The organism is Gordonia otitidis NBRC 100426, from assembly GCF_000248075.1.
GTDB lineage: Bacteria > Actinomycetota > Actinomycetes > Mycobacteriales > Mycobacteriaceae > Gordonia > Gordonia otitidis.
In genome coordinates this window covers 58,202-78,612 of record NZ_BAFB01000065.1, presented here as the reverse complement: position 1 = coordinate 78,612, position 20,411 = coordinate 58,202, and the positions used below count along the sequence as shown (strand labels likewise).

The following is a 20,411-nucleotide window of genomic DNA, read 5'->3' as shown; positions in this document are numbered from 1 at the left end:
GCGTCACCTACACTCGACTCACCGGGATCCCGACAGGAGGATGTGTTGGCCGCACGCGAGCAGGTCGAGGTAGAGCTCAAATTCGATGTCGATCCGGGAATCACCCCGCCCGATCTCCGGGTTCTCCCCGGTGTCGTGGCGGCTGCAGCCCCGGAGACGTTCACCCTCGACGCAACCTACTTCGACACCGAGAACCTCGATCTCGCCTCGAATCGAATCACCATGCGGCGCAGGCGCGGTGGGCACGACGAGGGATGGCACCTCAAGCGACCCGCCGACATGCCGGGCTCACGACGTGAACTGCAGGTGGGCTTCGACGACGCACCGGCCGACGGCGACATACCGGATGAACTCGTCAACCCGGTGCTGGTCTACACACGGCATCGTCCACTGATCCCGGTGGCAGCGATATCGACGGTGCGGACGATCACCACGTTGCTCGGAACCGATGACGTGAAGCTCGCCGAGTTCGCCGATGACCGGGTGACCGCGCAGTCGCTGCTGCCGGGCGGGACGTCGCAGCAGTGGTCGGAGTGGGAGTTCGAGCTCCTCGAAGGCGGCACCCCCAAGCTATTGAAGGCTGCACACAAGTTGTTGGGAGCCGCGGGCGGCCGGGAGCCGTCGAGCGCGTCGAAGTTGGCACGCGCGATCGGCTCGACCCCGGTGGTCACGCCACCGCAGGCGCTGGGATCACACCCGTCGGCCCTGGAGCTGGTGATCGCCGACGTCACCCGCCACCGCAACTCGCTCATCGCGTGGGACCCGCTGGTCCGCGAGGACGCCGACGACGCCATCCACCAGATGCGGGTGACCGCGCGACGCCTGCGCAGCGTGTTCTCGGGATTCCCGACTGTGCTCGACGCGGGCCGCACCGAACACATCGCACAGGAACTCAAGCTTCTGGCACGTATTCTCGGCGAAGCCCGCGACTCGGAGGTGCAGTTGCAGATCGACTCCGGTCTGCTTCGCGACGAGGCGGCCTCGGACGCACTCGTGAACGCGTTGGCCGGCAGAGAATCCGAGACCCATGATCGGGCGGTGGCCGCCGCGCATGCCGCGATGGCATCACAACGTTACTTCCGGCTGCTCGACGCCATCGACGAACTGATCGCCGACCCGCCGGCGGGACCCGATGCCGACATTCCGGCGACGACCGCGGTCGACAAGGCGATCAGCAAGAGTCGCAAGCACATCCGTAAGGCGCAACGGACGCTCGCCGAGTTGCCGGAGGGTTCACACGAATGGGCAGAACAGCTGCACGTCATCCGTAAGCGCGCCAAACGTCTGCGCTACAGCACCGACGCTGCCGAACCTCTGCAGAAGAAGAAGTACACGAAGGTCTCCAAGATGGCCAAGGAGATACAGTCAGCGCTCGGCGATTACAACGACTCGCGCATCAATCGTGCCCGACTCGCCCAACTCGCAGCATCCGGTGAACTGTCCGGCATGGACTTGTTCGTACTCGGCCGCATCGACGCACGTGAGCAAGCCGACGCCCACCGGGCGATCGCTGCCTACCGCGAGGCTTCCAAAGACCTGTAGCCCCGCAGCACCTCCGCTGCGCCGCGCGGTCCCCTGGGCGGCGCGATACCTGGTGCGGCGCAGCCGCTGCCGAGGCTAGGTCAGTGTGCCTGTGTCTCCGCGCCGACCGGCGCGAAGCGAACAGTCCGCGACGTGGGGTCGGCCTCGGTGACCACGACCTCGACGCGTGTGGCAGCGGCGAGATCTCCGTCGCAGTCGGCGAGAATCGGCGGGTCGGCGATGAAGATCTTGGCACGCTTCTTCGGCTGGGCTCCCGCCAGGACGACCGCGTCGAAGTGCTCGCCGAGTCGATCGGCGAGGATGACCGCTTCGGCGAGGTCGATGCTCTCCCTGTCGGCCGACGACCCGAGCGAATCCGCCGACCGCAGGATGCCGGGCAGCACCGGCAGTGCACGTGACACCCATTCGGGCACAGGAGTTCCCGACGTGACGGCCAGACACACCTCGGTGGCGAACCGGTCCCCGAGCCGCCGCAGTGGCGCGGTCACGTGTGCGTAGACGCCACCGATGGCCGAATGCACCATGTCGTCGCGGCTGGGCGCAGTAGTCGAGGGCGCAGTGGTCGAGGCCGCGGTGGTCGTGGGCGCGGTGTCGACGCCGAGTGCACGGTATCCCGCGCCCCGCATCAGCGAGCTCGCGCGCGACATCAGCGCCAGGGTCTCCGGCTGGTCGACAGGCAGCTCCGCGAGGAACTGCCCGGGTGTCAGACCCTGTGGCCACTGCACGCCGAGGGCGTCGGCGGTCGCCCTGAGTTGCTCGACCGCATCGACAGGAGCGGGCGGCAGTGTGCGCAGCAGACCGACACCCGCGTCCGCCATGATCGTTCCCGCACACATCCCGGTCAGCAACGACACCTGCGAATTCCACATCTCGGCGGGTGTGCGGGCGGCCAGCGCCAGCACCCACCCTTCGTCGGTGCGGGCAACCTCCTGGTCGGGCAGATCCAATTCGATCGCCCCGCGCGCCAACGCAACTCGACGGCGTAGCTCGCCGAATGCCGGGAGCGCGGAGATCGACGGGTGCAGCGTGCGGGCCGCGGCGTCGGCCGACACTCCCGCATAGTCGAGTCGCGCGATCGATTCCACGAGCGCCCGACCCACCTCGACGTCGGTGAGCTCGCCGTCGGGGGCGACCCGGATGCTCCACAGCACCGCGGGGCGCGCCACACCGGGCAGCAGCGAGCCCGATCCCTCCGACAGCACTCGCGGGTGCAGTGGCACCGAACCGTCCGGGAAGTAGATGGTCGCACCGCGACGTCGACTCTCGGCATCGAGCGCGCGTTCTGGCAGGACGAGGGCCGCAACGTCGGCGATCGCATAGTGGACGTGGAAGCCGTCGCCGTCGAACGACAGCGCAACGGCTTGGTCGAGATCCATCGAGCCGGGCGGATCGATGGTGACCAGCGGGATGTCGCGCCGATCCACGCGGTCCGCCGCGTACGCATCGACAGCATGTTCCGCCTCGTCGAGCGCCGCCGCGCCGTAGTCCTCGCAGATCCCGAGTTCGGTGCGGACCGACTCGAAATCGATGTCGGGGGCGGAGAATCTGCGCTGCACGCTTCCGACACTATCGGCGCGACGATACTCATGGTGGCGCTCGTCCATCCCCGCACGTCGACCGTGCACGCCCTGCCGTCGACCGTGCACTCTCTGCCATCGACCGTGCACTCCCGCGCGTCCGCCGTGCACTCCCGCGCGTCCACTGTGCACTCTCTGCCGCCGACCGTGCACTCTCTGCCGTCGAGCGTGCACTCCCGCGCGTCCACTGTGCGTTCGAGTCGTGCCTGCCGGCGGGCTAAACTACATGGGCGAACGAGTCGGCCGGGCGGCCGCGGCGAGCGGAACGGCCAGTCACTGGAGATGCCGCTCGCCGAGGAAAGTCCGGACTCCGCAGAGCAGGGTGGTTGTCAACGGCAACCCGGGGTGACCCGCGGGACAGTGCCACAGAGAACAGACCGCCGACCGAGGTCGGTAAGGGTGAAACGGTGCGGTAAGAGCGCACCAGCGACGTGGGTGACCATGTCGGCTTGGTAAACCCCACCCGGAGCAAGGCCGAAGCACGGACCGACAGGTGCGTGTGCACGGATGATCGAGGGCTGCTCGCCCGAGTCCGTGGGTTGGCTGCTCGAGGCACCCGGCGACGGTGTGTCCAGATGGATGGTCGCCGCCGACGTCATGTCGGCACAGGATCCGGCTTACACGCCGACTCGTTCGCCCTCGGCCGGGGTCACCCCAGGTGCGCGGTCTCGTTGACCGAACGCACCACCGATCCGCCGTCAGGATAGAACTCGGTCACCGACACCGATGCGAGATCGAGGTGGAGGTGGAACAGCAGTTCGGGACCCACTGTGAGGGCGTGCTGCAGCAGGGTCTTGATGGGAGTCACGTGCGACACCACGATCATGGTCTGGCCCGGATATTGTTGAAGCAGTTGGTCTTTCGCCGCGATCACTCGTTGGGCGACCTGGGTGAAACTCTCGCCGTCCGGCGCCGGAACGTCGGGATCACCGAGCCAGCGTGCGTGGATCTCGGGGTCGCGAGCTGCAGCCTCGCTGAACGTCAGCCCCTCCCAGCCACCGAAGTCGGTCTCGATGAATCCGGGCTCGACCGTCACCTCACCGCCGATCCGGTCGACGACGGCCTGCGCGGTCTGGCGTGCACGCTCGAGCGGCGAGCTGACGACGGCCGCGACACCGGTCTCGGCCGCGATCCGCGAGGCCGCGCCCAACGCCTGCCGCTCCCCCAGTTCCGTGAGCCGGGGATTGCCCCGACCCGAGTAGCGTCGCTCCACCGACAGCGGTGTCTGGCCGTGGCGCAGCAGCACCACGCGCGCGGGGTCTGTTCGCTGCCCCTGCCACGACGGTGCGGTCGGCGTCGCCGCCCCGGTGGTGGCCCTGGTCTGCCCCACCGACGTCACAGCCCCGATTCGTTGGTGCGGACCAACACGGCCCCGCACTCCTCGCAGCGGACGACGTCGTCGGCCGCAGCAGCAGCGATCGACGCGAGGGTGCCGCGATCGAGCTCCATTCGACACGCTCCGCAGCGTCGGGCCCGGAGCAAACCGGCCCCGACCTTGCCTGCGGACCGCTGACGGTCGTAGATGGCGAGGAGTTCTGCGGGCACGTCGCCTGCGATCGCATCGCGCCGCGTCGCGGCGACCTCGCGGTCTGCGTCGATGGTCGCGGACGCGTCGTCGCGCCGTTTCCGGGCGTCGGCGAGCTGATCCTCGAGGTGTTGGACTGTCGCCGACGCGCGCTGCCGTTCGGATTCGACGGCCTCCTGCCGCTCCATGATGCCGAGAAGATCGTCCTCGAGCATTGCGCGACGTCGTCCGAGACTGGCGAGTTCGTGCTGCAGCTCCGACAAGGCCTTGGGCGCCAGCCCGCCGCCTTCGAGCAGCGCCGAATCCTTGCGTTCGCGGTCGGCCATCCCGGTGACCTCGCTGTCGACGCGCCGGTACTCGCGGGTGAGGTCTTCTGCCGAGATGTCGGCACGCACCAGATCGTCGCGAGTCGAGTCGATCTTGGTGGTGAGCTCGGCGATCTCGACGTCCTCGGGAAGCGACCGCCCCCGGTGGTCGACGCGGGCCAGTACGGCATCGGCATCGGCAAGGTCGAGCAGTAATCGCTGCGCTGACGGATCGGCCTTCACGCGGCGTCGACTTTCATGGGGCCTCCTCGGTACACAGGTTCGGTCAACGGTACGCGGTGACCACGGTGGTTCAGCAATCCGCATGCACCGTGAACGGGTCGGTGGGGGTGGCGAAGACCTCGACGTCCAGCGCGAGCTCAGCCGACAGCAGTTCGGCAACCTGTGTGCACCACGGGAACTCGGTGGCCCAGTGTCCGGCGTCGACCAGCACGGGTCCGCCCACGCGCAGCGCTTCGTCGACGGGGTGATGCCGCAGGTCGCCGGTGAGATAGAGGTCGACGCCGAGACCCCGCACGGTGTCGAGCAGAGAGTCACCCGCGCCGCCGCACACCGCGATCGTCTCGACGACACGGTCGGGGTCGCCGGTCGCGCGAACGCCCCACGGCGACCGCAGCGCGCCCGCCGCCCGTGTCACGAACCGCCCCACCGTCGACGGCGCGGCGAGTCTGCCCACCCTCCCGAGACCTGCGTCGGCGTCGATGGGTGCCTCGGCGAGAATGTCGAAGGCCGGTTCCTCGTAGGGGTGTGCGGCGCGGAGTGCGCCGAGCACCGATCGTCGCAATCGTCGCTCCGCGACCATCTCCACCCGCGCCTCGTCGACGTGCGTTCGTTCGCCGAGCGAGCCGATCGTCGGATTGGCGGCACCCCGCGCCTCGAACTGCCCGACCCCCACCACCGACCACGCGCAGTCGCGGTACTCGCCGATGGCTCCGGCGCCCGCGGCGAACATCGCCTCGCTGACCTGCTCGGCACTGCCCTCGGGCACCATGACCACCCATTTGTCCATGGGCGGCATGGGGGCGGGATCCACCGGCGACGTGTCGATCACCCCGAGCACCTCCGCGAGCGCGTCCGATACACCCGGCCGCGCGCTGTCGGCGTTGGTGTGCGCGGTGAACAGGGCCGTGTGCGAGCGGATGAGCCGGTGCAGCACACGCCCTTTGGCGGTGTTGGCGGCTACCGTGTCGACACCGCGCAGCAGCAACGGGTGGTGGGCGACGACGATGTCGACGTCCGTCGCGATCGCCGCGTCGACCACCGCGTCGGTGACGTCCACACAGATCAGCGCGCGACCGACCGGTTCGGTGCGGTCGCCGCAGACGAGACCGACCGAATCCCACGATTCGGCCAGCGATGGCGGATAGACGGCGTCGAGTAGATCGGTCACCGTCCCGACCGACGTCGTGCTCGACACGCGCGGGGTGTGATCATCGTCGGTCATCGTCGAGTTCCTTTCGAGCGCGGATCAATGCATCGACCATCAGTCCGACGGTGGCGTCGTCACGCACCGCGAGCCGCAGGTGGTCAGTGCTCAGGCCGACGAAGTTGGCGCAGCTGCGGACGCCGAATCCGGCTGCGCGTAGCGCCCTCTTGACAGCGATCGCCTCCGGGATGTCGATGAGGACGAAAGGAGCGGCGGGGCCGGTGCACACCTCGATTCCTGCGAGGGCGAGTCGGTCGACCATGGCGTCACGGTCGGCGGCGACGACCCGCGCCGCGTCGTCGCAGAAGCGTTGACCCGCGGGCCCGACGCACTGGGTGATCGCCACCAGCGAGGGAGTCGACAACGGCCACGGCCGACGTCCCCTGTTCAGCCGCGCGACGATCCCCGGCGCAGCGAGCAGGTACCCGGCTCGCAGCCCTGCGAGGCCGAAAGTCTTTGTGATGCTGCGGATCACGACGAGATCGTCGCCGCGGTCGGATGCCAGTGATTCCGGTTCACGCTCACCGGTTTCCGGATCGAGGGTGAGATCGGCGAACGCCTCGTCGACGACGAGGATTCGGCCGGGTCTGCGCATCGCGTCGAGCGCGGCTCTGCTGTGCAGCACCGACGTCGGGTTGGTCGGGTTGCCGACGACGACGAGATCGGCGTCGTCGGGGATGCGCGTGCCGATGTCGTCCGGATCGATACGCCACGGCGGCGCCAACTCGATCTGTGAGATGCGGATTCCCGCTGCGCGCAACGCGAGCTCGGGTTCGGTGAAGGACGGCTGTACGAGGGCGGCGTGGCGAATACCGAGTCGCGGCAACATCTCGAATCCATCGGCCGCGCCCGCGAGCAGGAGCACCTCGTCGCGCTCGCGCCGATGGAGTGCGCAGATCGCCTCGAGCGCCGCATCCGTGTCAGCGGCACTCGGATAGGACGCGAGCCGCGAGCAGGCCTCCTCCAGCGCTGTGCGCACGAAATCCGGCGTCTCGCCGCGCACATTGACCGCGAAGTCGACGAGTCCGCGTTCCACGTCGGCGTCTCCGTGTCGGCCGGGGCGGTACACGTTGTCGTCCGGAATCGACTCTGCTGTCATGACTGTCGAGCCTAACCGCCCGGTGCCGGGCCCCCCGTGGTGCGCGGCAACGCCCGTCCACCCGTGCTTGGGGGCATCTCCGCGCGCCCCCGGCCGACCGCACATGTAACGATGGAGATGTGACACACCCGGCAGATCCGCGTGATTCGCGGACCCTCCTGTTGTTCGACCTCGATGGCACCATCACCGACAGTTTCTCCGGCATCGTCAACAGCTTTCGGCACGCTCTTGCCGCGGTCGACGCACCGGAACCACCTGACGACGTGGTCGCGGGGGTTGCGGGGCCACCGATGATCGACACACTGCTCGGTCTCGGGCTCGACCGGAAGACCGCGGACGAGGCGATGCGGGCCTACCGCGCGCGCTATACCGACATCGGGTGGCTCGAGAACTCCGTCTTCCCGCACATGCACGAGTTGATCGACGATCTCGCGGCAGCGGGCCGCACGATGACCGTGGCGACGTCGAAGAACGAGAACACCGCACGCGCCATTCTCGAGCACTTCGGACTCGCCGATCGCTTCACCGCGATCTGCGGTGCAAGCGACGACGGCTCGCGCCGCAGCAAGGCCGATGTGATCGCGTGGGCGCTCCGGCAATCGGGAATCAGTCCATCGCCCGAGAGCGGTCTGCCCGACCACCCCGTGGTCATGATCGGCGACCGCTCGCACGACGTCGAGGGCGCGGAGAGCTTCGGAATTCCGACAGTCTTCGTCTCGTGGGGTTACGCTCGGGCGGGGGAAGGGGACGCTGCCACGTGGCGCGTCGATTCTGTCGTCGATCTGCGTGAGGTCTTGGGTGTCTGATCAACTACACGTTTGTTTCGTGTGCACCGGTAACATCTGTCGCTCCCCGATGGCCCAGAACATCTTCCGGTCGGCCATCGACGACGCCGGGCTCTCCGAGCAGGTGCGCGTGACCAGCCGCGGCACGAGCAGTTGGCATGTCGGCGAGCCGGCGGACAATCGCGCACGCACCGAGTTGCTCGGTCACGGCTACTCCGACGCGCACACCGCGGCCCAGCTCGCACCCGACGACTTCGACGCCGACCTGCTCGTCGCCATGGATTCGGGCCATGCCAGAGATCTCGAACGCAAACGGCTCGGCGATCGCGTCCGTCTGCTGCGCAGCTTCGACCCTGATGCGGGCGACGACCTCGACGTCGCCGATCCGTACTACGGCACCCAGGATGATTTCGCCCTCACCCGCCAACAGATCGAGGCCGCTGTGCCCGGCATGTTGGCGTGGGTCACCGAACGCCTGGCCGACGACCGGCCGTGAGCACCGCACCGGCGACGACCACAGACCCGTCGTGGGTGTGATCAGAAAAGGCGACCAGCACGACATCCAGCCGCGTCAGCTCGGTACCGTTGATGCATGCGCGTTCTGCGGACATTCCTGCGACCTGGGTGGATAGCCCTGGCGGTCGTGGTCGTGGCATTCGCGGCACTGTGCTTCTCCATCCTCGCCCCGTGGCAGTTGGGCAAGAACAGCAGAACCAGTGAGCGCAACCATCTCATCGAGCAGGCCGTGTCGATAGCACCGGTGCCACTGGCCTCGGTCGCACCTGCCGGCAGCGGATTCCGGTCCGACACGGAGTGGCGTGAAGTGCACATCACCGGGACGTTCCTCACCGACAAACAGGCGCTCGTCCGGTTGCGCTCGGTCGACGAGCGTCCGGCGATCGAGGTCCTCACGCCCTTCCGGGTCGCGGGGTCGGACAGGGTGCTCGTCATCGACCGCGGGTACGTGCGGCCCGAGCAAGGTCAGACGCCCGCCGTTCCGGCACCGCCTGCGGGGCAGGTGACGATCGACGGTCGGATCAGGGCGAGCGAGGGCACGACGCCGGGGCGCGGTGCGGCAACGGTCGACGGCGCCCTGTCGATGTACACGATCGATCCCACCGAGCTGTCGCGTGCCACGACGACGGCGATGGATCCGTTCTACATCCAGATCTCGCCGAACCAACCGGGGGCGCTCGGCGAGATACCGCTGCCCCAGCTCGACTCCGGCCCCTACCTGTCGTATGGGCTGCAGTGGCTCGCGTTCGGCATCATGGCTCCGCTGGGAGCTGGTTACTTCATCTACGCCGAGGTGAGGCAACGTCGACGTGCACGTGCCGGTACGGCCGTCACGCCCCAGACCGCATCGTCGGCCACCGCCGACCGCGCCGACTCCGCAGAGGCGGCCGAGACGGCGTCGGGTCGCGCGGCGTCGATCACGTCGGCGGCCACCTCCGACCGCGCTGCTCGCCGGAAACGGCTGCGGGCCGAGCTGCGCGGCGACACCATCGCCGACGACGCCGTCGACCACGACTCGTCGCGGATCGGGTTGGGTCCTGACACCGATCACGCACCGGCCGACGTGCGTGACAAGCTCACGCAGCGCTACGGCGGATAGCGTCGCGGCGTGCGCGCACCACGCCAATCACGAACGCCACCACCACGGAGGACACCAGCGCACCGTCCTGCACGCGATGGGACAGGCGCGTCGTCGAATACAGGTCGGCGACCTCGGGAACGCGACCGTCGCCCAGTGTGGGGCGGTCTTCGACACCGTGCGGGTACACGGTCAGACCGCCGAGTCGCAGACCGAGTGCACCGGCGAACGACGATTCGACGACCCCGGCGTTCGGACTCGGGTGGGCCGCGGCGTCGCGCTGCCACGCGCGTCTCGCGCCGACACGGTCGGGTCCCAGCAGAATGATCAGCACGGCGGCCAGACGAGCCGGCACGACGTTGGCGAGATCGTCGAGCCGTGCCGACGCCCAGCCGAAGCGTCGATATCTGTCGTTGCGGTAACCGACCATCGAGTCGAGTGTGTTGATGGTTCGATACGCGATCAGCCCCGGCACACCTGCTACCGCACCCCAGCACAACGGCGCCACGGCGGCATCCGAGGTGTTCTCGGCGATCGATTCGACTGCGGCGCGCACGATTCCGGCGGTGTCGAGTGCCTCGGGATCACGTCCGCACAGGCTCGGTACGAGAGCGCGAGCGGCATCGACGTCGCCGGCGGACAGACTGTGGGCCACCTCGAGCCCGACACGGTTGAGCGTGGTGCCGCCGAGCACCGACCACGTGGTCGCGGCAACGAGCGCAATGCGCAGCGTCGACGAGTCGCAGCGCCTCGCCAACCGATCGGCACCTGACCCCGCGCCCGTCGCCGCACAGATCGACGTCAGGGCGAACACCACGCCCGCCGCCGTCGAATCGGCGTACCCACGCCGCTCGAGCCCGCCGATCATGCGGCCGAGGCCGGCAACCGGATGCCACCGGCGCGGGTCGCCGAGCGCACGGTCGAGAACGTAGCCGAGCCCGAGTCCCAGCGGTACGTCGAGCGTCGCGGACCGGGGGCGTCGGAGCTGACCGATTCGCGTGAGGGGCCTGGGTCGGACGGCGAGCACCGCGCGATCGTATCGTCAGTGCATGGCCAAGCCGCGCCCGACGCCCGCCCCGGGTAGCCACCCGATCGACACCGGCACCGCCGAAGTGATCACCGACCCGATCTCCGGCGGCTGGTTGCTCCTGATCAACGGAACACACAGCTCACACATCCATCCCGACGACCCGCTGGCTCTCGACTTCGAGTACCTCCGCCAGATGGCCGCGGTGATCGACGACCGATATCCCGACACCTCGACGCAGCTGCGGGTTCTGCACCTCGGCGGTGCCGCATGCGCACTCCCCCGCACGCTGGCCGCCCGCTATCCGCGAGCGAGGCAGGTCGCCGTGGAAGTCGACGCCGAACTGGCCCGCCTGGTGCGCGAATGGTTCGACCTTCCGCGCGCACCGCTGCTGCGCATCCGTGTCGGGGACGCGCGCGCGGTGACCGAGTCGCTGACAGAAGGCTCGCGCGACGTGGTCGTCCGGGACGCGTTCTCCGATGCGCGTACGCCGTCACATCTGACGACGGTCGAGTTCGTCAGCGCGGTCAAGCGGGTGCTCACACCCGGCGGGCTCTATCTCGCCAATTGTGGCGATGCCAGCACCCTCGAGCTGGTGCGGGCCGATGCCGCTGCGGTCGCCGAGGTCTTCGCCCACGTGATGCTGATCGCCGACCCGTCGATGCTCAAGGGTCGACGCACAGGCAACGTCGTCGTGGTGGGCAGCGACGACGATCTCGGCCCCTCTGCGGCATTGGTCCGCACGCTACTCAGCGATCCACTGCCTGCGAGAACGATTGCTGGTAGCGAAGCACGGCGGTTCGGACGCGGAAGATACCTTCACGATCCCGAATGATGTGCGCCACGGCACACCAGATGTGTGGCCGATACCCTCGGAATCGACTGTTTGAATGACAGTTTGTTGCGCACCGAGAATCGTCGAATGTGCGATCCCGAAGACGTATCGAACATGAGTTCGCCAGGTCAGATCACGTAGTCGAGTCGGTCGATCACGGCCTTGCCAAGGGCTTCGTCGCCGATGACCTCGACAGCGCCGGGATCGGCGTCGCGGCGTCCTCCCACGAGTCGGGCCAGCTCGACACCGTCGACGCGCAGGGTCAGGTCCGCCGCGTCGTCGCCGTCAGCGAACGACTCGACGAGCGTTGCGCGTCCATCCACAGCGATCCGTACGTCACGAGGTGCGAGCCCGGTGATCTCGAATCGGACGGTGCTGCCCGCCGGCGCCGACGCCCGCTTGCCCACCACGAACGGGAGCGATGAGGAGATCTCCTCGAGCGCCGCGTCCGCAGACGCCGGATCGGTCGGAGTGGAGCCGTCTGCGAGGGCGTCGCGCAGATCGATCTCGTGTATCCAGCAGTCGAACACGCGGATGCGCATGAAACGTCCGTAGGTGTCCGGCCCGGCAGGTGTGACGGCGTCCGCCTCGAACTCCTCCGGCGACATCGCCGTCAGCGCGGCGGTCCGTGTTTCGATGATGTCGTCGAGCGCGGCGAGCACCTCCGGGCGCGGGCGGGCCCGGAAGTGGTCGGCCCAGCGTTCGTTGAGTTCGCCGATCGGATTCTTGACGTGTTCCCGATCGGCGATGTCGTCGGCGGCCGCGACATCGCGACCGTCGAGCATGCTCTCGGTGCCGATGATGTGGGCGACGATGTCGGCATTGGTCCAGCCCGGCAGCACCGACGGCGCTGACCATTGTTCGTCGGTCAGCTGCCCCGCGAGTGCGCGAAGCACAGACCATTCCGCGATCAGCGCGGACGTGATCGCGTCCTTGTCGACGACTGTGTGTGCCATGTGTTCACCCTCCGGTGTCTCGGTCGTGCGTCTGTCTCGGCTGTGCGTCTGTCTCGGTTCTCGAGCGTGTCGGTCTTCGGCAGGTCCGGCGGGTCGGTCAGCGCACCGGCTGGGTACAGCTCGCAGGCGCGGCTGCCAGTGAGCACCACTGGGCGGGCCGAGTCGGACGGTACGCCGCCCCTACCCCGTTGTGTGCGGTGACCTCCCGATAGGCGGCCACTGCGTCGGTAGGTTGCCGACGCAGCGTCGGATCCGTCTTGACGTCGACGGTGTACAAGCCGAATCGCGGTGTGTACGAACCCCATTCGTAGTTGTCGGTGAGGCTCCAGTAGTTGAACCCCATGACCGGGTATCCGTCGGCATATGCCCGCGTGACCCAGTACACGAGGTCGCGGAGGTGATCGCCGCGGCGGTAGCCGTCACGCCGCGGGCCACCGTTCTCGGTCGGCATGCCCGTTTCGACTACATAGAGCGGTGTGCCGGGGAAGCGGCGCGCGAGGTCGCGCAACGAGTAGTAGATGCCGTCGGCGGATAGTGGCGCCTTCCACGGCTTTCCGGTTGCGGCGTTGATCGCGCCGAGGTCGGTGACCGAGGCCGAGTAGTAGTAGTCGAGCCCGATGAAGTCCAGTGACGAACGCACCAGGTCGACGAACGCGGCGTCGAGGATCGGTTCGACCGTCGGGACGTAGGCGATGTTCGTCGACACCAGGGCACCGGGCTGCCGTTGGTGGATGTATCGGTAGATCGACGTGTGCACCTCGACGAGCCTGTTCCGCATGGCCGCACTCGCCGTCGCGGGTAGTCCGCCCATGCGGACCTCGTTCAGGATGTAGACCTCAGGCTCGTTGATCGTGATCCACAGCGGGTCGTATCGCGCATACCGGTCGACGACGAATCGCGCGTTGTGCAACCACGCCGTCGGTGTCGAGGCAACGGCCCACCCGCCACGCGCGGCGATCCAGCCCGGATAGACCCAGTGGTCGAGTGTGATCATCGGGCGCATGCCTGCACTCACGATCGCGCCGATCATCTCGTCGTAGTAGGCGAGTTCGCGGCGGTCGATCACCCCCGGCCTCGGTTCGATGCGCGCCCATTCGACCGAGACGCGATAGACCCTCACGCCGAGAGACCTCGCGAGCGCGATGTCGGAGCGATAGCGGTGGCGGAAGTCGACGGACGAGCCCACAGCGTCATCTGTCTTACCCGCGGCCACGTACCTGCTCCAGTTGCTGTCGGGAAGCCGGCCTCCCGCGTGCAGACCCCCGGGGTCCATCCCCTCAGACTGGAAACCCGACGACGACACACCCCACAGGAACCCCGGCGGGAGACCCCGGGAGCTCACGTGCCCCGACGGCGCTGCGTCGGCCCGCGCGGGGAGCACGAAAGCGGCGGCGAGGGCGACGAGCGCGGCGACGACGACCGCCGCCACTGGCGTGGATGCCCTGGTCTGGTGCCGACTCGGGGTCGGGTTGGGCGCGGACCCGGCGTCGTACGCATCACCCGACATGGGCCAAGCATCGCAAATGTAGACGCGACGTACCGCCGATTCGCCGCGAGTGCACGGCGATCGGCGCGGTCACGTCACCGTCGACGGCCGCACCCACTAGTCTTGCCGGGTGCCGCGATCAGCCCGACGCCGTGCCAGGCGCACCTTGTCCTCCGCCGTTGTCGGTGTCCTGACCGGGGTCCTCTGCGTCCTCGTCGCCTCGCTTCTCGCGGCCCCTCCTGCCGCGCACGGCGCGCCGCCGCAGCGGCAGGTGGCCGACCTCGCAGGCTGCGCGGCCACCGACCGGCTCGGCCAGGGAACGTCGAGACACACGACACGCGTCGACGGCGTCGAACGGAGTTACAGCGTCAACGTTCCGGCCGGGTACTCGGGACGGTCACCCTATCCCTTGATCCTGGCCTTCCACGGTCACGCCGAGCCTGCGGCGACGTTCGCCCGGTTCACGCGGCTGGCATCTCTTCCCGCGATCGTCGTCTATCCGGACGGGCTGCGCGGCACCGACGACCTCGTCTCCTGGCAGGGCGCGCCGTATTCGTCGCCCCGCGCCGACGACATCGCGTTCACGAGGACGATCCTGCGGGAGGTGCGCGCTGCTGCGTGCGTGGACCCGGACCGCACATATGCTGCCGGTCGGTCGAACGGCGGCGGGTTCGTCGCCATGCTCGCCTGCCGCATGTCCGGCGACTTCGCCGCGTACGCGGTCGTGAGTGGAGCGTTCTACGACATCGGACGACCGGATTGTGCCGGCGCGCCGCCCGCGTCGATCATCGATTTTCACGGGACGGCTGACCAGACGATCCATTACGACGGCGGCGTCCGCCACGGCGGCGCGTACCTGCCGGTGATGGACTGGCTGTCGGGCTGGGCGGCCCGTGACGGCTGTGTGGGGACGCCGCTCGAATTCCCCGCGACCAGGTACGTCACCCGTGTCGACTGGCCGTTCTGTGCCGCGTCGGGTCACGAGATCACCCACTACCGCGTCAACGGTGGCGCGCACGTGTGGCCCGGCTCCACGGGAAGTCCCTCCGAGAGCGGATACATGAGCAATTCGCTGTCGGCTACGTCGCTGATCTGGCAGTTCTTCACCCGACACACCGCCTGATCCCACGCGGTGGCGATTGCGGACCGTAATTGTCCGCGATACGCGCGACAATGAGCACATGCTCGATTCGTCGGCTCGCCTCCTCCAACTGTTGTCCCTGCTCCAGCTGCGTCGGGAGTGGTCTGGCGACGACCTCGCGCAACGCCTGAACATCACGACGCGGACGGTGCGCCGCGACGTCGACAAGCTGCGCGACCTCGGATATCCGGTCGACTCGACGGTGGGCGTGGGAGGCGGCTACCGGTTGGGACCGGGAGCGGAGATGCCTCCGCTGCTGCTCGACGACCAAGAGGTCCTCGCTGTCGCACTGGGTCTCAATGCCATCACCAGCGCCGCGGTCAGCGACATGACGGAAGCCTCCGCCGGAGCGCTCGCCAAGTTGCGACAGGTGATGCCCTCACGTCTGCGACACCGCCTCGACGCCCTCACCCTCGATTCCCTGCCCTTGGGACGCAACGACACGGAGGTGGCCGCGGGTGTGCTGTCCGACATCGCGACAGCATGCCATCGCGCCGAGCACCTCCGCTTCGAGTATCAGCGCCGCGACGGCACCGTCAGTCGCCGGGAGGTGGAACCATACCGTCTGGTGCGCAGGGGTTCTCGGTGGTATCTGGTGTCCTGGGACCCCGATCGCGACGACTGGCGCTCATTTCGCGTCGACCGGATGACGGTGAAGACCCCCAACGGAGCGCGCTTCGTACCCCGCGAACTGCCGGAAGGAGGCGCTGCCGCGTACCTGGCACGCAGTCTCGGTGCGGCTTACCGGGCAGCGACCGCGCGTGTCCGGGTGCACGCACCGCTCGACGTCGTCGAGCCGATGGTCGACGATGCTTGGGGCACAATAGAATTCGGCGACCAATCGAGTTGTGATCTCACCCTGTACAGCACGTCGCTCACCTCCATCGCCCGCTGGCTGCATGCGTTCGACGCAGACTTCTCCGTTCTCGAGCCCCCCGCGCTGCGTGACGAGTGTCGCGCAGTCGCCCAGCGACACCTGCACCTGGCCGAGCGCTACCGCCGCGCCTGAGGCCGCTCGGCGTGCCCTCCCGTCGACGCACAGATCACCGTGATGTTCTCGTGACCACGCAATCACGAGTGGGCCACGTCCTGCGGCGCTCGCTATCGTTGCGCAAATGCGGCTATTGGTAACCGGCGCCACGGGATACGTCGGCTCACGACTCGTTCAAGCACTTCTCGACGAAGGCCACGGCGTCGTCGTCGCGTCGCGCTCACCGAAGCGACTGGCGCAGTACGGATGGGCTGACGAGGTGAGCGCCGTCGACATGGACGTCAACGACGCCGACTCGGTGCGCGCCGCCCTCGACGCCGCGAGCTCCGACGGGCAGCCGGTCGATGCGATCTACTACCTCGTACACGGCATCGGGCAGGCCGATTTCGCCGACGGCGACCGTGCCGCAGCGCGCAATGTCGCTCAGGCGGCACGCAACCTCGGCGTGAAGCGCATCATCTACCTCGGCGGTTTCGTACCCGACGGTGACGAGATGTCGGCACATCTGCGCAGCCGCGCCGACGTCGGTGAAGGGCTCGCCATCGACGACGGCGCAGAACTCGTGTGGTTGCGCGCGGCGGTCATCCTCGGTGCAGGCTCGACGTCGTTCGAGATCCTGCGCTACCTCGCCGACCGATTCCCGGTGATCCCCGAGCCGGGGTGGATGGACAATCCGATGGACCCGATCTCCATCCGCGACGTGATCCACTACCTCGTCGCGGCAGCCGATCCCTCGCTTCCCGCCGGTTCGTATGACATCGCGGGCCCCGATACCGGGGTCTATCGCTCGATTCTCGACGAGTACCTGCGCGCGATCCGGATGCCACGTGCGCGCATCCCGCTCCCGTCGATCCCCACGCGGCTGGCAGGTAAGGTCGGGGGCATCGTCACTCCCGCCCCGGCATCTCTCACCGAAGAGCTGGTCACCTCCCTGCGCTACCCGATGCGTGCCTCAGAGCACCGCATCCAGGAGTTCGTGCCCGCTCCCGCGGGCGGACTGACGCCCATGCGTGAGGCCATCCGCTCGGCCGTCGGTTCCCCGTACCCTCGTCCGGTCTCGGAACTGGCCGATCTGCACCACCTCGCCGACACCGATCCCGACTGGGCAGGCGGAGACTGGTTACGCGCGCGCCGCACAGCCGTCGGCGCTCTCGTGGGAGTGGTCGGGACGGCCGCGGGTGTCGCGCTCATCGGTCGCCGCATACTCGGACGACTTCTCACCTGATGGCGACGACGTCCCTGCCGCCGTCGGTGGCGCGGCTCCGCGACGCCGTCTCCGTCGACCGCAACATCGACGCTCCGCTGTACTCGACTCGACGTCGTCTCGGCGTACTGGCCTTCGTTCTCCTCGGCGCCGCCCTGCTCGGGGTGTCGCTGTCGGTCACTCCGGGCGATACCGCGTTCTACCCGCTCACACTCGGCCTCGCCGCGACCTGGATCGTCGGCGCCGTGGTCACCGGCCCGCTCCCCGCCGGTCGGTTCTCCCTCGACGGCTCTGCGGGATCGGTGTCGAACGCGGTCTGGCTCGGGGTGATCGCCGGAGCCGCGCTGGGTGCGGTCTTCGTCGTCGGCGCTTTCCTCACCCGCCTGATCCCCCCGCTCAGCGATCTCGTCAGCCAGGTCCTCGCGTTCGCCGACTACGGCAGCATCGGCGTCGTCACGGCGATCACCCTCATCAACGGTGCAGCCGAGGAACTGTTCTTCCGTGGCGCCGTGTACTCGGCCGTACGGCCCTACCATCCCATCCTCGTGTCGACGGTCGTCTACGTCATCGCGACACTGGCCAGCGGAAACGTGATGCTCGGGTTCGCGGCCATACTGCTCGGCAGCCTGTGCGCGGTGCTGCGCCGCTGCACGGGCGGCATCGTCGCGCCGGTCTGCACCCATGTCGTGTGGTCGACGATCGTGCTGTTCGCACTGCCGCCGATCTTCAACTGAGTATGCGACGCAACCGAACGGGACTGACGTCGCCGGGCAGCGAGAACATGTGGGTCGCAGACCATCGGCACCGCCGCGGTTTGGGTTCCGACCGACCGACCGGCTAGATTCGTGTGTTGACGCGCGGCCTCGATGGTGACGCGTCGAGCGCGTATAGCTCAGCGGTAGAGCTCTGGTCTTACACACCAGCGGTCAGGGGTTCGAATCCCTTTGCGCGCACTCACCTCTTCCTTCCCCCGCATAGGAATTCCTGCGCACCACGAAGACTGTCGGTGGGGCCTGATACGTTTCGCTCATGCTGAACAGACGCGGTTCCCGTCGTATCGACTTCGCATGGCCCGTCGCGGTGACCGTTGCCGTGGCAGGGACCGTACTGCCCGCCGCCGAGGCCGGGACCGCCTGGGCTGCGCCGGCACCAGCCGCCCCGTCACAGGTCGCGGCCTCGAGTGCACGGACGACGCTCGACACTCTTCAGGTGAAAGGACGCGCACCGAAGACGGGGTACTCGCGTTCGCAGTTCGGACAGGCATGGTCCGACGACGTCACGGTCGCCGATGGGCACAACGGCTGCGATACCCGCAACGACATCCTCCGACGAGACCTGACCGACGTCGTACTCAAACCGAACACCCACGGCTGCGTCGTGATGTCCGGCACGCTCGACGATCCGTACACGGGCACGTCGATTCCGTTCACGCGGGGCACCAGCACGTCGTCGAAGGTGCAGATCGACCATGTCGTGGCGCTGTCCGACGCGTGGCAGAAGGGCGCGCAACGACTCTCGGCTGAGCAGCGTCGGAATCTGGCGAACGATCCGCGCAATCTGCAGGCCACCGACGGGCCGACCAATCAGGCCAAGGGGGCAGGCGACGCAGCGACGTGGCTGCCACCGAACAAGGCGTACCGATGCACCTACGTCGAGCGGCAGATCCAGGTCAAGGCCGTCTATCACCTCTGGGTGACTGCGGCCGAGAAACAGGCGATGATCCGCATCCTGTCGAACTGTGATGCACCCGATGCCGCTCCCGCCACCCCAGCGCCGCGGCCAATCGCCCCGGCTCCCCAGCAGTCGCAACCGGGGCCGTCGAGCGTGGCATATGCGAACTGCTCACAGGCACGCGCCGCGGGCGCCGCCCCGCTTCGGCGCGGGCAGCCCGGGTACTCGACGCGCCTCGACCGTGACGGCGACGGCATCGCGTGCGAGTGAGTTCGCACACCAGCTGAGCGCACAGGCCGCTCCGTCAGCGATAGACGCTCGACGACCGCTCGAATCAACTCGGCGCGTCGAGGTTCATGTCGTCGGGATGCATACCGACCCGCTCACCACTGTCGAGCGATGCGATCCGCTCCATGTCCTCGTCGTCGAGTTCGAAATCGAACACGCTGATGTTCTGCTTGATCCGGTCGTCATGCACCGACTTGGGGATCACGATCAGGCCTGACCTGATGTGCCACGCGATGACGATCTGGGCGGGTGAGCGCCCGTACTTGGCGGCGATGTCGCCGATGGTCGGATCCGACAAGACCGTGTTGGGTTTGGAATTCGGCCCCCACCCCGATCCGGACGTTCCACCGAGCGGACTCCAGGACTCGATCGCAATTCCGTGCTCCCCCGCGAACTCCCGGAGTTCACGCTGCTGCAGGTGCGGGTGCAGTTCCACCTGGTCGACAGCGGGGAGCACCCCACCTCGATCGATGAGCGCCTGCAGGTGGTGCGGTTCGAAGTTGCACACCCCGATCGAATGCGCTTTGCCGTCGGCGAGGATCTTCTCCATCGCGTCCCAGGTTCGCATCAGCTGATCTCGGTCCTGCAGCGGCCAGTGGATCAGATACAGGTCCACGTAGTCGGTGCCCAGTGTCCGCAGGCTGGTGTCGACGGCCGCGAGCGCGCGCTCGTAGCCGTGGTCGGCGTTCCACAGTTTGGTCGTGAGGAAGACGTCCGCCCGCAGCACCGACGACGACGCGATACCTTCTCCGACACCCGCCTCGTTCCCGTAGGCCGCCGCCGTGTCGATATGCCGATAGTGGGCCTCGTCGATCGCGAAACGGACCGCCTGCTCCGCCTCGTCCGACGTCGCCTGCCATACGCCCAACCCGAGCTGCGGGATCTCGACACCTGAATTGAGTTCGATCAGAGGAGCGCTCATGTGTCCGGTGTACCAG

At 68.0% G+C, this 20,411-nt stretch carries 19 protein-coding genes, 1 tRNA gene and 1 other RNA gene; 12 read left to right on the top strand and 9 right to left on the bottom strand.

The window, feature by feature from the left end; translation table 11 throughout:
- The first annotated feature begins 45 nt into the window (after positions 1-45).
- The gene (locus GOOTI_RS06270) at positions 46-1,542 is read left to right on the top strand and encodes a CYTH and CHAD domain-containing protein (RefSeq protein ID WP_039993631.1); all 1,497 of its coding nucleotides are present in this window, start codon (positions 46-48) and stop codon (positions 1,540-1,542) included.
- An 80-nt stretch (positions 1,543-1,622) separates the two neighbouring features.
- Here the strand turns inward: GOOTI_RS06270 and GOOTI_RS06265 are convergent, their stop codons facing one another.
- Positions 1,623-3,098, bottom strand: a complete 1,476-nt coding sequence (locus GOOTI_RS06265) for an RNB domain-containing ribonuclease (protein WP_007237726.1) — start codon at positions 3,096-3,098, stop codon at positions 1,623-1,625.
- A 256-nt stretch (positions 3,099-3,354) separates the two neighbouring features.
- On the opposite strand from GOOTI_RS06265, the gene rnpB reads away from it, so the two are divergent.
- An RNA gene (gene rnpB / locus GOOTI_RS24700) (RNase P RNA component class A) lies at positions 3,355-3,755 on the top strand.
- 13 nt (positions 3,756-3,768) lie between these two features.
- Here rnpB and GOOTI_RS06260 read toward each other — a convergent pair.
- From GOOTI_RS06260 to cobC, 4 genes are all read right to left on the bottom strand, one after another.
- Positions 3,769-4,458, bottom strand: a complete 690-nt coding sequence (locus GOOTI_RS06260) for a histidine phosphatase family protein (RefSeq protein ID WP_007237725.1) — start codon at positions 4,456-4,458, stop codon at positions 3,769-3,771.
- Positions 4,455-5,192, bottom strand: coding sequence for a zinc ribbon domain-containing protein (locus GOOTI_RS06255; protein ID WP_007237724.1), 738 nt, complete (start codon positions 5,190-5,192; stop codon positions 4,455-4,457). The genes GOOTI_RS06260 and GOOTI_RS06255 overlap by 4 nt, the downstream gene beginning before the upstream one ends.
- Positions 5,193-5,262: 70 nt before the next feature.
- Positions 5,263-6,414, bottom strand: a complete 1,152-nt coding sequence (locus GOOTI_RS06250; RefSeq protein WP_007237723.1) for a Nif3-like dinuclear metal center hexameric protein — start codon at positions 6,412-6,414, stop codon at positions 5,263-5,265.
- Positions 6,401-7,495 (bottom strand): Rv2231c family histidinol phosphate aminotransferase CobC, encoded by a 1,095-nt coding sequence (gene cobC / locus GOOTI_RS06245; protein WP_007237722.1) that lies wholly within the window; start codon positions 7,493-7,495, stop codon positions 6,401-6,403. Before cobC ends, GOOTI_RS06250 begins: the two co-directional genes overlap by 14 nt.
- Positions 7,496-7,614: 119 nt before the next feature.
- Here cobC and GOOTI_RS06240 point away from each other — a divergent pair, with 119 nt between their 5' ends.
- The 3 genes from GOOTI_RS06240 (at position 7,615) to GOOTI_RS06230 (ending at position 9,895) form a co-directional block, all read left to right on the top strand.
- Positions 7,615-8,301, top strand: coding sequence for an HAD hydrolase-like protein (locus tag GOOTI_RS06240; RefSeq protein ID WP_007237721.1), 687 nt, complete (start codon positions 7,615-7,617; stop codon positions 8,299-8,301).
- Entirely contained in the window at positions 8,294-8,776 is a 483-nt protein-coding gene (locus tag GOOTI_RS06235; protein WP_039993585.1) for a low molecular weight protein-tyrosine-phosphatase, read from the top strand. The genes GOOTI_RS06240 and GOOTI_RS06235 overlap by 8 nt, the downstream gene beginning before the upstream one ends.
- Before the next feature lie 96 nt (positions 8,777-8,872).
- A complete protein-coding gene (locus GOOTI_RS06230; protein WP_007237719.1) occupies positions 8,873-9,895 on the top strand; it encodes an SURF1 family cytochrome oxidase biogenesis protein in 1,023 nt (340 codons plus the stop codon).
- On the opposite strand, the gene GOOTI_RS06225 is transcribed toward GOOTI_RS06230, so the two are convergent.
- Positions 9,873-10,901 (bottom strand): cobalamin biosynthesis protein, encoded by a 1,029-nt coding sequence (locus tag GOOTI_RS06225; protein ID WP_007237718.1) that lies wholly within the window; start codon positions 10,899-10,901, stop codon positions 9,873-9,875. The two genes, GOOTI_RS06230 and GOOTI_RS06225, sit on opposite strands and share 23 nt — an antisense overlap.
- Positions 10,902-10,923: 22 nt before the next feature.
- Between GOOTI_RS06225 and GOOTI_RS06220 the strand changes: the two genes are divergently transcribed.
- Positions 10,924-11,736 (top strand): spermidine synthase, encoded by an 813-nt coding sequence (locus GOOTI_RS06220; RefSeq protein ID WP_007237717.1) that lies wholly within the window; start codon positions 10,924-10,926, stop codon positions 11,734-11,736.
- Between the two features lie 128 nt (positions 11,737-11,864).
- Here the strand turns inward: GOOTI_RS06220 and GOOTI_RS06215 are convergent, their stop codons facing one another.
- On the bottom strand, positions 11,865-12,692 hold the full coding sequence (locus GOOTI_RS06215) for a maleylpyruvate isomerase family mycothiol-dependent enzyme (RefSeq protein WP_007237716.1): 828 nt from the start codon (positions 12,690-12,692) through the stop codon (positions 11,865-11,867).
- A gap of 97 nt (positions 12,693-12,789) precedes the next feature.
- On the bottom strand, positions 12,790-14,199 hold the full coding sequence (locus tag GOOTI_RS06210; RefSeq protein WP_007237715.1) for a family 1 glycosylhydrolase: 1,410 nt from the start codon (positions 14,197-14,199) through the stop codon (positions 12,790-12,792).
- A 145-nt stretch (positions 14,200-14,344) separates the two neighbouring features.
- Here GOOTI_RS06210 and GOOTI_RS06205 point away from each other — a divergent pair, with 145 nt between their 5' ends.
- The 6 genes from GOOTI_RS06205 to GOOTI_RS06180 all read left to right on the top strand — a co-directional run bounded on the left by GOOTI_RS06205 (position 14,345) and on the right by GOOTI_RS06180 (position 19,455).
- Positions 14,345-15,301 (top strand): CE1 family esterase, encoded by a 957-nt coding sequence (locus tag GOOTI_RS06205; protein ID WP_007237714.1) that lies wholly within the window; start codon positions 14,345-14,347, stop codon positions 15,299-15,301.
- 58 nt (positions 15,302-15,359) lie between these two features.
- On the top strand, positions 15,360-16,328 hold the full coding sequence (locus GOOTI_RS06200) for a helix-turn-helix transcriptional regulator (protein ID WP_039993580.1): 969 nt from the start codon (positions 15,360-15,362) through the stop codon (positions 16,326-16,328).
- A gap of 106 nt (positions 16,329-16,434) precedes the next feature.
- Positions 16,435-17,535 (top strand): SDR family NAD(P)-dependent oxidoreductase, encoded by a 1,101-nt coding sequence (locus tag GOOTI_RS06195; protein WP_007237712.1) that lies wholly within the window; start codon positions 16,435-16,437, stop codon positions 17,533-17,535.
- Complete coding sequence (locus tag GOOTI_RS06190) at positions 17,535-18,248, top strand: CPBP family intramembrane glutamic endopeptidase (protein WP_007237711.1); 714 nt, start codon at positions 17,535-17,537, stop codon at positions 18,246-18,248. The genes GOOTI_RS06195 and GOOTI_RS06190 overlap by 1 nt, the downstream gene beginning before the upstream one ends.
- 147 nt (positions 18,249-18,395) lie before the next feature.
- A tRNA-Val gene (locus GOOTI_RS06185) sits at positions 18,396-18,467 on the top strand.
- 76 nt (positions 18,468-18,543) lie between these two features.
- Complete coding sequence (locus tag GOOTI_RS06180; RefSeq protein ID WP_007237710.1) at positions 18,544-19,455, top strand: GmrSD restriction endonuclease domain-containing protein; 912 nt, start codon at positions 18,544-18,546, stop codon at positions 19,453-19,455.
- Between the two features lie 64 nt (positions 19,456-19,519).
- On the opposite strand, the gene GOOTI_RS06175 is transcribed toward GOOTI_RS06180, so the two are convergent.
- Positions 19,520-20,395, bottom strand: a complete 876-nt coding sequence (locus GOOTI_RS06175; RefSeq protein ID WP_007237709.1) for an aldo/keto reductase — start codon at positions 20,393-20,395, stop codon at positions 19,520-19,522.
- Between the last annotated feature and the right edge of the window lie 16 nt (positions 20,396-20,411).

Coding starts and splice junctions, on each gene's coding strand:
- GOOTI_RS06250 (WP_007237723.1), bottom strand. CDS start 6,414: ATGACCGACGATGATCACACCCCGCGCGTGTCGAGCACGACGTCGGTC.
- cobC (WP_007237722.1), bottom strand. CDS start 7,495: ATGACAGCAGAGTCGATTCCGGACGACAACGTGTACCGCCCCGGCCGA.
- GOOTI_RS06230 (WP_007237719.1), top strand. CDS start 8,873: ATGCGCGTTCTGCGGACATTCCTGCGACCTGGGTGGATAGCCCTGGCG.
- GOOTI_RS06220 (WP_007237717.1), top strand. CDS start 10,924: ATGGCCAAGCCGCGCCCGACGCCCGCCCCGGGTAGCCACCCGATCGAC.
- GOOTI_RS06215 (WP_007237716.1), bottom strand. CDS start 12,692: ATGGCACACACAGTCGTCGACAAGGACGCGATCACGTCCGCGCTGATC.
- GOOTI_RS06210 (WP_007237715.1), bottom strand. CDS start 14,199: ATGTCGGGTGATGCGTACGACGCCGGGTCCGCGCCCAACCCGACCCCG.
- GOOTI_RS06200 (WP_039993580.1), top strand. CDS start 15,360: ATGCTCGATTCGTCGGCTCGCCTCCTCCAACTGTTGTCCCTGCTCCAG.
- GOOTI_RS06195 (WP_007237712.1), top strand. CDS start 16,435: ATGCGGCTATTGGTAACCGGCGCCACGGGATACGTCGGCTCACGACTC.
- GOOTI_RS06190 (WP_007237711.1), top strand. CDS start 17,535: ATGGCGACGACGTCCCTGCCGCCGTCGGTGGCGCGGCTCCGCGACGCC.
- GOOTI_RS06180 (WP_007237710.1), top strand. CDS start 18,544: ATGCTGAACAGACGCGGTTCCCGTCGTATCGACTTCGCATGGCCCGTC.
- GOOTI_RS06175 (WP_007237709.1), bottom strand. CDS start 20,395: ATGAGCGCTCCTCTGATCGAACTCAATTCAGGTGTCGAGATCCCGCAG.